Source organism: Herbidospora sakaeratensis, from assembly GCF_001570525.1.
GTDB classification, from domain to species: domain Bacteria; phylum Actinomycetota; class Actinomycetes; order Streptosporangiales; family Streptosporangiaceae; genus Herbidospora; species Herbidospora sakaeratensis.
In genome coordinates this window covers 666,991-679,861 of sequence record NZ_BBXC01000008.1, presented here as the reverse complement: position 1 = coordinate 679,861, position 12,871 = coordinate 666,991, and the positions used below count along the sequence as shown (strand labels likewise).

Annotated in this window: 12 protein-coding genes; 7 read left to right on the top strand and 5 right to left on the bottom strand. The window is 73.2% G+C overall.

The features are described 5' to 3' along the window. Nucleotides 1-1,071 (top strand): sensor histidine kinase, encoded by a 1,071-nt coding sequence (locus tag AW271_RS08890; protein ID WP_062334756.1) that lies wholly within the window; start codon nt 1-3, stop codon nt 1,069-1,071. Further along, a complete protein-coding gene (locus tag AW271_RS08885) occupies nt 1,068-1,703 on the top strand; it encodes a response regulator transcription factor (protein WP_062334753.1) in 636 nt (211 codons plus the stop codon). Before AW271_RS08890 ends, AW271_RS08885 begins: the two co-directional genes overlap by 4 nt. On the opposite strand, the gene AW271_RS08880 is transcribed toward AW271_RS08885, so the two are convergent. Continuing rightward, nucleotides 1,690-2,313, bottom strand: coding sequence for a DUF2306 domain-containing protein (locus AW271_RS08880; protein WP_062334750.1), 624 nt, complete (start codon nt 2,311-2,313; stop codon nt 1,690-1,692). The two genes, AW271_RS08885 and AW271_RS08880, sit on opposite strands and share 14 nt — an antisense overlap. A 94-nt stretch (nt 2,314-2,407) precedes the next feature. Further along, nucleotides 2,408-3,301, bottom strand: coding sequence for a carbohydrate kinase family protein (locus AW271_RS08875; RefSeq protein WP_062334747.1), 894 nt, complete (start codon nt 3,299-3,301; stop codon nt 2,408-2,410). 151 nt (nt 3,302-3,452) lie between these two features. Here AW271_RS08875 and AW271_RS08870 point away from each other — a divergent pair, with 151 nt between their 5' ends. Genes AW271_RS08870 through AW271_RS08850 form a run of 5 tightly spaced genes read left to right on the top strand, consistent with a single transcriptional unit; the run spans nt 3,453 to nt 9,492 of the window. Continuing rightward, a complete protein-coding gene (locus tag AW271_RS08870) occupies nt 3,453-6,023 on the top strand; it encodes a bifunctional acetate--CoA ligase family protein/GNAT family N-acetyltransferase (RefSeq protein ID WP_245652995.1) in 2,571 nt (856 codons plus the stop codon). 43 nt (nt 6,024-6,066) lie between these two features. Continuing rightward, complete coding sequence (locus AW271_RS08865; RefSeq protein ID WP_030454595.1) at nt 6,067-6,651, top strand: DUF5998 family protein; 585 nt, start codon at nt 6,067-6,069, stop codon at nt 6,649-6,651. Beyond that, nucleotides 6,651-7,736, top strand: a complete 1,086-nt coding sequence (locus AW271_RS08860; RefSeq protein ID WP_062334742.1) for an alkaline phosphatase family protein — start codon at nt 6,651-6,653, stop codon at nt 7,734-7,736. The genes AW271_RS08865 and AW271_RS08860 overlap by 1 nt, the downstream gene beginning before the upstream one ends. Beyond that, entirely contained in the window at nt 7,733-8,539 is an 807-nt protein-coding gene (locus tag AW271_RS08855) for a sulfurtransferase (protein WP_062334740.1), read from the top strand. The genes AW271_RS08860 and AW271_RS08855 overlap by 4 nt, the downstream gene beginning before the upstream one ends. After that, nucleotides 8,500-9,492, top strand: a complete 993-nt coding sequence (locus AW271_RS08850; protein ID WP_062334738.1) for an endonuclease/exonuclease/phosphatase family protein — start codon at nt 8,500-8,502, stop codon at nt 9,490-9,492. The genes AW271_RS08855 and AW271_RS08850 overlap by 40 nt, the downstream gene beginning before the upstream one ends. A gap of 6 nt (nt 9,493-9,498) precedes the next feature. Here the strand turns inward: AW271_RS08850 and AW271_RS08845 are convergent, their stop codons facing one another. The 3 genes from AW271_RS08845 to AW271_RS08835 are packed head-to-tail and all read right to left on the bottom strand — an operon-like array spanning nt 9,499 to nt 12,701. Then, nucleotides 9,499-11,706, bottom strand: coding sequence for a CHAT domain-containing protein (locus tag AW271_RS08845; RefSeq protein ID WP_062334736.1), 2,208 nt, complete (start codon nt 11,704-11,706; stop codon nt 9,499-9,501). Continuing rightward, the gene (locus tag AW271_RS08840; protein ID WP_245652994.1) at nt 11,693-12,154 is read right to left on the bottom strand and encodes a hypothetical protein; all 462 of its coding nucleotides are present in this window, start codon (nt 12,152-12,154) and stop codon (nt 11,693-11,695) included. The genes AW271_RS08845 and AW271_RS08840 overlap by 14 nt, the downstream gene beginning before the upstream one ends. Next, nucleotides 12,144-12,701, bottom strand: a complete 558-nt coding sequence (locus AW271_RS08835) for an RNA polymerase sigma factor (RefSeq protein ID WP_062334733.1) — start codon at nt 12,699-12,701, stop codon at nt 12,144-12,146. The genes AW271_RS08840 and AW271_RS08835 overlap by 11 nt, the downstream gene beginning before the upstream one ends. Nucleotides 12,702-12,871 lie beyond the last annotated feature (170 nt).

The window sequence follows — 12,871 nt, the reverse complement described above, 5'->3', positions numbered from 1 at the left end:
GTGTGGAACGAGCCGCGTCCGTTTCCGCCTCCCCCGAAGAGGGTCTGGCGTGATCACGCGCTGATCGGCCTGCTGGTCCCGGCCGTGGTGCTCGAAGGGGCGCTGCGGCCGGAGCTGCCGTGGCCGGTGGTGGCGCTGACGCTCGTGCTGGCGCCGACGTTGTGGTGGCGGCGGTCGCATCCGCTGCTCGTGGTGGTGATCGCCTTCGGCGGCACCCTCGTGGCCGACCGGCTGATGGGCGGCCCCGCCGACCCCTACACGGCGGTGTACCTGCTGGTCCTGCCCTACACGCTGGGCCGGTGGGGGTCGGGGCGCGAGGTCCTGGCGGGCGCGGCGCTGATGGCGGGCAACGTCGTGCTGTCGGTGCCGGTGCCCGGCGACCTGGTCGGCGCGCTCGCCGTGGTCTCGATCGCGCTGCTCGCCGGCCTCGCCGTCCGGTTCCGGGTCCGGGTCCAGCAGCGCGACCGTGAGCAGGTGAAGCTGCTCGAACGCGAACGCCTGGCCCGCGACCTGCACGACACCGTCGCCCACCACGTGTCGGCGATGGCGATCCGGGCCCAGGCCGGGCTCGCCCGCGCGGAGAAGGACCCCGGCGCGGCCGTGGAGGCGCTGAAGGTCATCGAGGCCGAGGCGTCCCGGGCGCTGGCCGAGATGCGGACGATGGTCCGGGTGCTGCGCCACCCCGCCGACCTCGACCCGGCGCGCGGCGTCGCCGACCTGCCGGAGCTCCAGAAGGGCTCGGGTGTGCCGGTCGACGTCGAGGTGGCCGGCGACCTCGGCGCCCTGCCGCCCCCGACCGACGCCGCGATCTTCCGGCTGGCCCAGGAGTCGGTCACCAACGCCCGGCGGCACGCCCGCCACGCCACCCGCATCCACGTGCTCGTCGCGGCCGACGGCGACCGGGTCAGGCTGCGGGTGACCGACGACGGCGAGGCCCCGTCGGCCGGCGCGACGGGTTATGGTCTGCTCGGCATGGCCGAACGCGCCACCCTCCTCGGCGGCACCTGCGAGGCGGGCCCCGCCCCCGGCCGTGGCTGGACCGTCACCGCCGTGCTCCCGAGGACCGCATGACCATTCGCGTGATCGTGGCCGACGACCAGGAGATCGTCCGGACCGGCCTGGTGATGATCCTGGAGGCCCAGGACGACATCGAGGTCGTCGGCGAGGCCGCCGACGGCCGCCGCGCGGTCGAACTGGCCCGCCGGCTGAGACCCGACGTGTGCCTGCTCGACATCCGCATGCCGGGCCTGAACGGCATCGACGCCACCCGCGAGCTCTCCCGCGAGGTCGCCGTGGTCGTCATCACCACCTTCGACCTCGACGAGTACGTCTACGCCGCGCTGCGCGCGGGCGCCCGGGGCTTCCTGCTGAAGGACGCCGGGTCGGCGCTGCTCGCGCAGGCGATCAGGGCCGCGGCGGCCGGTGACGCCCTGATCGCGCCCAACGTCACGGCCCGCCTGCTGCGCGCCTTCGCCGGCGCGGCCGACCCGGTCCAGCCGTTCGAGCCGCTGACCGACCGCGAGGAGCAGATCATCACGACCGTGGCCCGCGGCCGCACCAACCACGAGATCGCCGACGAGCTGCACATCTCGGTCAGCACGGTGAAGACCCACGTCGCGAGCCTGATGGCCAAGCTCGGCGCCCGCAACCGGGTCGAGATCGCGATGTGGGCCTACGAGACCGGCCGGATCAGGAACGCCTGATCGCCCACTCGGCCACGGCCGCGTTGATCGCCCACCCGGCGGCCATCGCGGCGAACCGGCCGGTGTCGTCCGGGGTGACGCCGGCGACGGCGAACGGGATGTGGGTGAACGCCTGGGTGCCGGCGCCCATCGCGAGGGCGTAGGCGCGGATCATCCAGGCCCGGTGGGTGGTGAAGTCGCGCCGGCGGACCGCCAGGACGGCGTACCCGATGGCGAAGGCCATCACCCCGCCGACGCCCACCCGCATGATCGTCATCGGCAGCCCGTCGTCGGACGCCGGCATGTCGTACCAGAGGGCCATCCAGATCCCGCTGAGCGCCACGGTGAGCCCGGCCACGACCAGCACCCGCCCGGACCGCCGGTGCCAGGGGCCGCGCCGCAGTGACGGGACGAACTGGAACGCCCCCACCAGCGCGTAGATCACCGCGCCGAAGATGTGGGCCACGACCGGCAGCGGCATGTCGAAGAAGCGCACGTTGTCGGGCGTGACGGGGCCGCCGGCGGAGAGCTCGCCGAGCCGGATGCCACCGCCCAGGGTCGGGATCAGGCCGAGGAGGACGAGCCCGGCGGGCAGCAGCCACGGGCGCCTGGGGGAAGCGACGAGGGTCATGCCTCAGATCGTCGCGATCGGAGGCACACGTTCACATCGCGCCAACGGCCCCGGCCTGATCGTTCCAACGGCCGGTAGCCGGGCGTACTTTCGGCTAGAGGCGGGGCCGGGCGCCCAGATTGGCCAGGCACTTGGCGGCCAGCGCGTTGCCCGCCGCCAGGGCGTCGGCCGGCTGCTTGCCGTCGAGCCAGCTCGGCAGGAACCCGGCGGCGAACGCGTCGCCCGCGCCGGTGCCGTCGACCACGCGCTCGACCTGCTCGGCCGGGACCTTGACGGCCTCGGACCGGTTGTTGCTGTACCAGAGCGCGCCGTCGGCGTTGCACTTGATCACGACCTGCGGGAACCAGGCGGTCAGCACCTTGGCCGCCGCCTCGGGCTCGTCGCGGCCGGTCAGCACCTTGGCCTGGTCGGCGTTGGCGAACAGCAGCTTCGCGCCGTGGGTCCATTCGAGGAAGGGCTCGGCGCCGGTGCGCTCGACCGGCGCGGAGGAGGCGCAGTCGACCGAGATCGACATGCCCGCCCGGCGGGCCAGGTCGAGGGCGGCCAGACCGGCGTCGCGGGAGCCCTCGCAGATCAGCGTGTAACCCGACATGTGCAGGTGGCTGCCCTGGGTGAACAGGTCGCGGGGCAGGTCTTCGGGCGACAGCGCGGCGTTGGCACCGGGGTCGGAGAGCATCGTGCGCTCACCCTTGTGGGTGACCAGGACGACACAGGTGCCGGTGGGGCGCTCGGGATCCATGACGAGCCGGGCGTCGACGCCGTAGCCCATCAGCTCCATGTCGCGGTTGCGGCCGGTGATGTCGGCGCCGCGGCGCCCGATGAAGGCGACCTCGGAGCCCTCGACGGCGAGCCACGAGGCGATGTTCGCCCCCGAACCGCCGCCGTGCATGGTCACCACGGCCGGAGTGTCGCTTGCCCGGGCGAGCGGATACCTGGCGCGGGCGACCGCGTCGGTCATGAGATCGCCCACCACGACGACCCGCGTCATGATGTCACCACCTTGCTTACTGCAAATCGACGCTGACCCCGGAAACTTAACAGCTTCTGCAAGCTTCGTGGGGGGTGAGGCGGACACTCGTACACAGTCGATGCGGATCCGTTGCCCAACCACCGCGTTTGCACACAGATACCCTCGAATGGTGGAACCCGCGTATCCGCCGCACTGGGAGGCCGACGTCGTCCTTTCCGACGGCGGCACCGCTCACCTGCGGCCCATCCGCCCCGATGACGCCGAACCGTTGCGTTCCTTCTACTCCCGCCTCTCCGCCCAATCGATCTACTTCCGTTTCTTCGGCCCCCGGCCGCGCCTTTCCGACCGGGAGGTGACGCGGTTCACCACGGTCGACTACAACGACCGGCTCGCCCTGATCGCCACCATCGGAACCGAGATGGTGGCGGTGGTCCGTTACGACCGGGTCAAGCCCGCCGACCACGCCGAGGTGGCCTTCCTGGTCGAGGACGCCCACCAGGGGCGCGGGCTCGCGGCGGTGCTGCTCGAGCATCTGCGGGCCGCCGCCCGCGAACGCGGCATCCGGACCTTCATCGCCGACGTACTGCCCGCCAACCACCGCATGACCCAGATGTTCCGGCAGGCCGGGTACACCGCGCAGAGCACGTTCGAGGACGGCGTCGTCCGGATGACCCTCGACCTCGCCAGCACCCCCGACTCGGTCGAGGTGGTGACCGGGCGCGAGCACCGCGCCGAGGCCCGGTCGATCGCCCGGCTGCTCAAGCCCGAGTCGGTGGCCGTCATCGGGGCCAGCCGGGAGCCGGGCGGCATCGGCCAGACCGTGCTGCGCAATTTGCTGCGGGCCGAGTTCACCGGGCCGGTCTACCCGGTGCACAGAGAGGTCCGGGCGGTCGCGGGGGTGCGGGCGTACAAGAACATGGCGGCGATCGACGGCGAGGTCGACCTGGCGGTGGTGGCCGTCCCGGCCGAGAGTGTGCTCGACGTCGTCGAGGAGTGCGCGGAGAAAGGCGTCAAGGGGCTGGTCGTGGTCTCCAGCGGGTTCGCCGAGACGGGCGAGGAGGGGCTGCGGCGCGAGCAGGAGCTGGTGCGCATCTCCCGCGCCTACGGCATGCGGGTCGTCGGGCCCAACTGCCTCGGCATCGCCAACACCGACCGGTCGATCAAGCTCAACGCCACCCTCGCCGGGCAACTGCCCGCGCGCGGGCGCATCGGCTTCTTCAGCCAGTCGGGCGCCCTCGGCACCGCTCTGCTGCACCGCGTCGACCAGCGCGGGCTGGGCATCTCCACCTTCGTCTCCGCCGGGAACCGGGCCGACGTGTCGGGCAACGACCTCCTTCAGTACTGGGAGGAGGACCCCGCGACCGAGGTCGTGCTCCTCTATCTGGAGTCGATGGGCAACCCGCGCAAGTTCACCCGGCTGGCCCGGCGCATCTCCCGCACCAAGCCGATCGTGGCGGTCAAGTCGCAGGCCGCCGAGTTCGGCCTGCCCGACAGTGCGGTGTCGACCCTGTTCGAGCAGGCCGGGGTGATCCGGGTCGACGACCTCACCCAGCTCTTCGACGTCGCCCAGCTGCTCGCCTGCCAGCCCCTCCCCGAAGGCCCGCGCGTGGGGATCGTCAGCAACTCCGACGCCCTGGCCCGGCTGGCCGCCCACGCCTGCGTCAGCGCGGGCCTCGCGCCGTCGACCGCCGACCTCGGCGCCCGCGCCGGGGCCGCCGAGTTCGGCGCGGCCCTCGCGTCGGTGCTGCCCGGCGTCGACGCCGCCGTGGTCGTCTACATGCCGCCCGTGCCCGGCCCCGACGCCGAGGTCGCCGCCGAGCTGGTGCGGGTCGCGGGGGAGGGCGGCAAACCGGTGCTGGCCACCTTCCGGGGCGAGGCCGGGGTCCCGGCCGCGCTGCGCGCGCCGGGAGAGGGTCCCGCACGGGGTTCGATCCCGTCCTATCCCGCGCCCGAGGAGGCGGTCAGGGCCCTCGCCCTGGCGGTACGCCATGCGCAGTGGCGACGCGGCGACGAGGGCACGATTCCCGAACTCGGCGGCGTCGACGTGGTCGCCGCCCGGGAGATCGTCTGCCGGGCCGTCGAGGAGCCGGTCGAGATCGACGCCACCGGCCTGCTGCGGGCCTACGGCGTCGAGGTCTGGCCCGCCGAGCCGGTGACCTCGCCCGAGGAGGCGGTCGCGGCGGCCGGGCGGCTGGGTTTTCCCGTGGTGGTCAAGTGGGACGGCACCGGTCGCGCCGGGACGGTCCGCCTGGCGCTGCCCGACGGCGACGCGGTCGCGCGGGCGTACACGGACCTGGAAGGGGTCTACGGGCCCCGGCTGGCGGTCCAGCGCATGGCGCCGCAGCCCGCCGTGCCGACGGTGATCACCTCGGTGCAGGACCGGGACTTCGGGGCCGTGGTGTCGTTCGGCCTGGGCGAGATCGCCGCCCGGCTGCTCGGCGACGACGCCTACCGGCTCGCTCCGCTCACGGCTGAAGACGCCGCCGGGCTGGTCCGGGCCCCCAAGGCCGCGCCGCTGCTGTTCGGCGCGCACGGCTATCCGCCCGTCGCGGTGGCCGACCTGGAGGAGCTGCTGTGCCGGATCGGGCGGCTGGCCGACGCGCATCCGCAGGTCGCGGCGCTGCGGCTCGACCCCGTCTTGGTGGGTGAGAACGGCGTCCATGTGCTGGGCGCCCGGGCGGTGCTGAAGGCCGTCACCGGGCCGCGGCCGGACGTCGGCCCGAGGCGGCTCCCATCCTGACTGCCCGGTGAAATGTGGGTGGTCGACAGGGCAGGATGGTCCCATGAGGGATACCCGAGTCTCGGCTGCAGGTCTGCGCGAGGCCATCGACCGAAGTGGCTACTACCCCGACCTGGTCGCCGACGCCGTCGATTCCGCCCTGGGCAAGGAGAGCGTCAGCGCCTACGTCGTCCACCACGAGGCCACGTTCGACCCTGCCATGGAAGTCCGCCGGCACGTCACGGTCCTGGTGTTGTCGCCCACCCGGTTGCTCGTCTGCCACACCGACGAACACCCGCCCGCCGAGGGAAACCCCGCCTCCCACGCCTCCACGACCACCGAGGCGGTCCGGTTGAGCCGGGTCCAGTCGGTCGCGCTCACCCGCCTGGTCCCCGACCCGGCGTCCTACTCGCCGGGCGTCGCCCCCAGCGAGGTCACGCTCACCATCGGCTGGGGCGCCATCTCCCACGTCGACCTCGAACCCGCCACCTGCGGCGACGAGAACTGCGAAGCCGACCACGGCTACACCGGCTCGATCACCGCCGACGACCTCCAGCTCCGCGTCAGCGAGGCCGCCGACGGCCCCGAGGCCGTGCGCCACGTCCTGGCCTTCGCCCGCGCCCTGTCGGAGGCGACGGCGCGCACGTGATGGCCACCCTCGCCGACATCGCCGGTTCCGTCCACGCCACCTTCGACGGAACCGGCGGCGGCGCCCTGGGGCTCGACCCGGCCGAGAAGGTGTGCCTGCTCATCGTCGACGGCATGGGCGCCGACCTGCTCACCGCCCACCCGTCCCGCGCGCCGTTCCTGTCGGCGGCGCTCTCCCGGGTGCTCACGGCCGGCCTGCCGTCGTCGACCCCCACGAGCCTGGCCACCATCGGGACCGGTGTGTTGTCGGGCAACCACGGCATGCTCGGCATCACCGTCGCGGTGCCCGGCGAGAACCGGCTGCTCAACTGCCTGCGCTGGACGACCGCCGGCCCGCCCGTCGACCCGCTCGCCTGGCAGCCGGTCGACACCGTGTTCCAGCGGCTGGCCCGCTTCGACGTCGCCTCCTCCTACGTCGCGCCCGCCGCCTTCGACGGCACCGGCCTCACCACGGCGGTCTACCGGGGGGTGCGCTACATCCCGGCCGACACCCTCGACGAACGGGTGGCCGGCGTCCACGCCGCCCTGCGCGCGACCCGCAGAGCCTACGTGACCTGCTATTACGGCGAGCTCGACGCGATGGGCCACATGACCGGCTGGGGCTCGCCCGAGTGGCTCGACCAGCTGTCGGTCGTCGACGGCCTGGCCGAGCGGCTCGCCGCCGCGCTGCCGCCCGGCGGGGTCCTCTACGTCACCGCCGACCACGGCATGATCAACGCCACCGACAAGGTCGACCTCGACCTCCATCCCGAGCTGACCGAGGGCGTCGCCCTCGTCGGCGGCGAGGCCCGGCTGCGCCACCTCTACACCTCTCCCGGCGCGTCCAGCGGGGTTTTCCAGACGTGGCGCTCGGTGCTCGGCGACCGGGCCCGGGTCGCCACCCGGGAGGAGGCGATCGACTCCGGCTGGTTCGGCCCGGTCGACCCCGCCCTGCTGGGCCGGGTCGGCGACGTCGTGGCCGTGGCCGAGGGCGAGCTTGTGATCGCGTCGTCGCGGGCAGAGCCACTGGAGTGGTCGATGACCGGCTACCACGGGTCGGTCACCCCCGCCGAACAGAACGTGCCCTTCCTGGAGATCCGCCGATGAGCCCACTGATCACCGCCGCCGACCTCGCCGACGTGCTGGGCGAGGTGACCGTCCTCGACGTGCGCTGGCGTCTCGGCGGCCCGCCCGGCCCGGCCGAATACGCGCTCGGCCACCTTCCCGGCGCGGTCTACTGCGACCTCGACACCGCCCTCGCCGCCCCGGCGGGCAAGGGCGGCCGGCACCCGCTGCCATCGGCCGCCGCGTTCGAGTCCGCCATGCGCGCGCTCGGCGTCTCGCAGGCGCGCCCGGTCGTCGTGTACGACGACTGGAACGCCCTGGCCGCCGCCCGCGCGTGGTGGTGCCTGCGCTACTTCGGCCACCCCGACGTCCGGGTGCTCGACGGCGGCCTCCGCGCGTGGCCGGGCGACCTGTCGAAAGACAGCCCCGACGTGACGCCCGGCGACTTCACCGCCCGTCCCGGCGGCATGCCCCTGATCACCGCCGACCAGGCCGCGATCCTGGCCGCCGACGGCGTCCTCCTCGACGCCCGCGCCCCCGAGCGCTACCGGGGCGAGGTTGAACCGGTCGACCCGGTGGCCGGCCACATCCCCGGCGCGGTGAACGCCCCGACGACCGACAACCTGGAGCCCGGCGGCCGCTTCCACCGCCCCGAGTTCCTGCGCGAACGTTTCAACACCCTGGGCGTCGTCGAGGGTGTGCCGGTGGGCGCCTACTGCGGCAGCGGCGTGACGGCGGCCCACGAGGTGCTGGCCCTGGAGTCGGCGGGCATCACGGCCTCCCTGTACGCCGGATCGTGGTCCGAATGGATCACCGACCCCAGCCGCCCGGTAGAACGGCCCTGACCGTTCGCACCTGCGCGACGTGGCTGATCGTCGGCGCGTACGCGGCCTGGGCGGCGCTGCGTCTGTTCCCGGGTGACGTGGGGTTCTGGTGGGTGCAGCTGGTGGCGTTCACCCCTTATGTGGCGCTGTCGTCACCGGTGGCTCTTGTCGTCGCTCTGCTGGCCCGGCGGCGGGCGGCCGGGGTCGCCGCGCTGGCCGTCTGCGTGGTGTTCGCGGCGATCGTCGTGCCGCGGATGGTGGGTGAGAGCCCGTCGGGCGGGGGCGGGCCGAGGTTACGGGTGCTGGCGGTGAACCTGCTGGCGGGCGGGGCCGGAGCCGCGGAGGTCGTGCGGCTGGTGCGGTCGGTCCGGGCCGACGTGGTGGCCTTCCAGGAGCTGAGCCCCGTCGCGGTGGAGGCGATGGGGCGGGCGGGCCTCGACACCCTGCTGCCGCATCGGGTGACGGAGGCCCGGGCGGGGACGCGCGGGTCGGGGATCTACTCGCGCCATCCGGTGAGCCGGGTGGGGTTGCTCGACTTCGGGGGGTTCGGGCAGCTCATCGGGCGTCTCGACGTGGACGGGGTGGCGGTGGAGATGGTGTCCGTTCATCCGTGTGCGCCTTATCTCGCGCGCCTCCATTCCTGCTGGGGGGAGGGCCTCGATGCCCTTTCCCGGACGGGCGGGTCGACCAGGCTCCTGATCGGCGACTTCAACGCGACGCTCGACCATGCTCGGGTGCGGGAGCTGCTCGACGCCGGGTATCGCGATGCGGCCGAGGCGACGGGGAACGGCTTGCAGACGACGTGGCCGGCCCTTCCACGTGACTTCCACGGGCTGCCCATTCCGCCGGTGACGATCGACCACGTCCTGGCCGACAACCGGACGGCGATCCACGCCTTCTCGGTCCACCTGCTTCCGGGCACCGACCACAAGGCGGTCTTCGCGGACCTGGAGCTTCCCGGGCCGGGGAACTGATTTGCCTTAACCAGTGCCGAAGCAGGCGAATCCCGGCACATCGGTGGTCATGGCCGCGTCAGCGAGGGCCCAAGCCGGGGACTGCCCCCAGGCCAGCCGCCGGTGGAACTCCACCATCAGGCGGGCCGCCTCGTCGTCACGGACCGGCACGATGCCCGCGATCACCGTGCGCGCCCCCCGGTCGAGGAAGGCCCCGGCCAGGCCGAACGCCGCCCCGTCGGCCGGTGCCGACGCCATCCCGGCGTCGCACGACGACAGCACCACCAGGGGCGGCACCCGCGTCAGGCGGAAGAACTCGTGCACCAGGAGCGGGCCGTCGTCCAGGAGGATGCTCGACATCATCGGCCGCCGCCCCGAGAAGATGCCGTGCGCGGCGATGTGCACGATGCCCGCCCGCCCAAGGGCCTCCAGCAGGGCAGCCCGCGTGGCGGGCGCCCGCTCTCCTCTCTCGTGTACGCCCACAACCGCCGCCACCTCCGCCTCCGCATGCGCCAGATCGGGACCCGCGAGCGCCACCACCGGCCCGCCGATCTCGCTGCGGGTGACGGCCAGTGCGGCCGAAGGGGCCACCAACACGGCCCGCCCGCGCAGCGAGGGCAGGAGCGACCAGGGCAACGAGTGCAGTGCGACCGTGGGGACCACGCTGACGGCTCCCGGCGGCAGGTCGAGCGGCCGGACCAGCGCCTCGTCGAGTGCGGACAGTTCCCGCCGGAGCCCGGGGGACAGCCCTTCCTCGCCTTCCGGCCGGGTGTCGCGGAGGTTCCTTCTGCGGAGGTTGTAGCGGATTCGCACCATCGCCTCGGTGACGGCCGACAGCGACCCGAGGCCGTGGAGCGAGACGTGGTCGCCGTGGGCGACGACGGCGTGCAGGGCGTCCTGGTCGCGTACCAGCTCGACCAGCACCTCTGGCCTGTCGTCGACCGGCTCCGCACCACTGACGAGAGCCCGCCACCGCTCCGACCAGAGCAGCACCTTGTCGGCGCTCGCCTGCCTGATGGCCAGCTCCAGCCCGAGCGTGGCGATCTCCTCGGCCACCCGGGAGGCGCGCCATCGTTCATCGGCGAGCCGCTTCACGTGAGGGACGGCACCCAGCGTCGATGTCCCGAAATTTCGGGACATGCGGATGGCTGGGTCCGGATCTGGGGTGGGTGGCGGCGTGGTGGCGCGCCTGCCCGCAAGCCCTTTCTCCCCGCCGGAGACGTCTGACGCCGATGCCCGGATGAAGTCACCCGAGACCGTGTCACGATGCCGATTCGTCGGAAGCGGAATCGGATGAGGCGACTCAGAGCCGTCCCGCACAGCCGATTCCCTCGGCGAGGCCAGCCGGGACATCTCGCGGAGCGACTCGGCGAACCCCAGCCGGGTCAGTTCGAGCGCCTCGGCGAGGTCGCCGCCCACCCATCGCCGCAACGCCTCCGCATGGAAGCGGGTGGCCAGGCATGCCGACCCGTCCCGGACCTGATCCAGCATCCGCTGCGCCACCACCAGCCCGCCGACACCGCGACCACACCGGCGCACGAACGCCGACACCGCGAACAGCCGCAGTTCATCGGCCTGCGACCGCCACCCCGCGACCTCCAGCCCATCGGCCCCGGCCGCACATTCACGGAGCAACTCGTCAATGAGCCCGGGTTCGCCAACCTGCTTCGGCCACTCCACGGGCGCTCCGCCATCGAGCGCGGAATCCGCACTGTGGGTCGGCCCCTCATCGGTCCCCGTCTTGGCCACCTGCCAAGGCCGTTCTCCGACATCGATCCCGGTCCCGGCCGCCAGAGCCTGCCGCCGAGACGGCAGTCGTTCCTCGCCTGCTCTTTCGGCCGTCTGCGCGAGCCGGGCGCGCAGCAGCACGTCGCGGGCCCTCGGTTCCCACACCGCCCGTCCCAGTCGCCCGAACTCCGTCAGCGCCGTCGAAGCCGTGTCCTCCGCCCGCCGGACATCCCCCGTCAGCAACTCCACCGTCGCCAGCAGCAGCCGCGCATGGGCCGTCGCCGGGCGGGCCGAGGTCAGATCCGGCAGGGCGAGTTCCAGGAGCATCCGGGCCTCGCCCGGCAGGCGGGCTCCGACCAGGGCCGAGGCGAACTCGGCGCGGGTGAGGGCCAGGCGCTCGGGGGACTCGTACAGGAGATCCTCGGCGGCCAGATGGACGTCGAACGCCGCCAGGATGTCGGCGCGCCGGGCCGCCGCGAACGGGCCGTAGGACTCAGGCGCGGACACGCAGCCAGCGGGTGACCACCGGGGGATCGCTCGGGCGGTGGTAGGCCACGCTCACCCAGCCGGGCGGGAGCCCGGCCACGGCGAACTGGCCGTCGGGGGACGGGACCCGGACCTTCGTCACGTGCGGGGTGCGGACCTCGACATAAGCGTCGGGCGCGGGCGGCGGGCTCACCTGGCCGGCGATCTCCAGGCGGCCCTCGGTGATGGTCGTCTCGACGTCGAGGGTGGTGTCGTCGGCGGCGAAACGGTGCATCTGGGGCTTTCCGCCCGCCCGTGCGCCGGAGGCGGCCGTCAGGTCGGCCGGGGCGGCGACGACGCAGCCGGGCAGGCGCATCGCGAGGGCGGCCATCGCGTCGGCGGCCAGGCGTCCGGGGGCGGGGTCGGCCTGGGCGGCCAGTCGCATGGCCGCCAGCATGTACGTCTCCAGTGCGGCGTCGTCAGCACTCAAGGGGATCCTCCGCGAGCAAGGTCCGGAGTTTGGCCGAACAGCGCGATCGGGTCGGTCCGACGCTGCCGACCGGGATGTGCATCCGGGCGGCGACCTGCGCGTACCGTACATCAGGATTGAGGGCGAAGAGCCGGAGCATGGTCCGGCACGGTTCGCTGAGCCGCGACACGCGCGACCACAGGGTGCGCCCGTAGTCGGCGTCGACGATCTCCGTCGTCGGGTCGGGCGCCGCGAGCGTGGGATGTCCGTAGAGGTCGGGCGGGTCGGCCGGGAACTCCTGGCCGGCCTTGCGGCCGAGCCGCAGCGCCTCGCGCCGCGTCGTCGTCATCAGCCAGGCGCCGACCGCCCGCGGGTCGCGGATGCGGTCGACGCTCTCGACCAGCCGGAGCCACGCTCCCTGTACGGCGTCGGACGCGTCGGCCGCCCCCAGACCCGCCGCCCGCGCCACGGCCCACATCGGGCCGTTGAAGCAGGCGACCAACTCGGACCAGGCGTGGTCGTCGAGCAGATCGAGAGGGATCGATTCGTCGTGAACCTCGAAAAGCACGCGTCACTGACCCTTTCCGCACCAGCCTCACTGACTGTGCTGACAGAGGAGCGTTGCGTGAGCAACTCTAGCCACGGTGTCCGGCGCGGCCCGGTGAGATCGCGGAATTCCGGAAGGACGCCCAACTTCCACGATCGCGCCGATTTACGCCTTCAGGGGAGACCGATTCG

What these genes read in the sequence shown, in the direction of transcription:
- AW271_RS08865 (WP_030454595.1), top strand. Translation starts at nt 6,067, where the DNA reads ATGAGGGATACCCGAGTCTCGGCTGCAGGTCTGCGCGAGGCCATCGAC.
- AW271_RS08850 (WP_062334738.1), top strand. Translation starts at nt 8,500, where the DNA reads ATGGATCACCGACCCCAGCCGCCCGGTAGAACGGCCCTGACCGTTCGC.
- AW271_RS08855 (WP_062334740.1), top strand. Translation starts at nt 7,733, where the DNA reads ATGAGCCCACTGATCACCGCCGCCGACCTCGCCGACGTGCTGGGCGAG.
- AW271_RS08860 (WP_062334742.1), top strand. Translation starts at nt 6,651, where the DNA reads ATGGCCACCCTCGCCGACATCGCCGGTTCCGTCCACGCCACCTTCGAC.
- AW271_RS08875 (WP_062334747.1), bottom strand. Translation starts at nt 3,301, where the DNA reads ATGACGCGGGTCGTCGTGGTGGGCGATCTCATGACCGACGCGGTCGCC.
- AW271_RS08880 (WP_062334750.1), bottom strand. Translation starts at nt 2,313, where the DNA reads ATGACCCTCGTCGCTTCCCCCAGGCGCCCGTGGCTGCTGCCCGCCGGG.
- AW271_RS08885 (WP_062334753.1), top strand. Translation starts at nt 1,068, where the DNA reads ATGACCATTCGCGTGATCGTGGCCGACGACCAGGAGATCGTCCGGACC.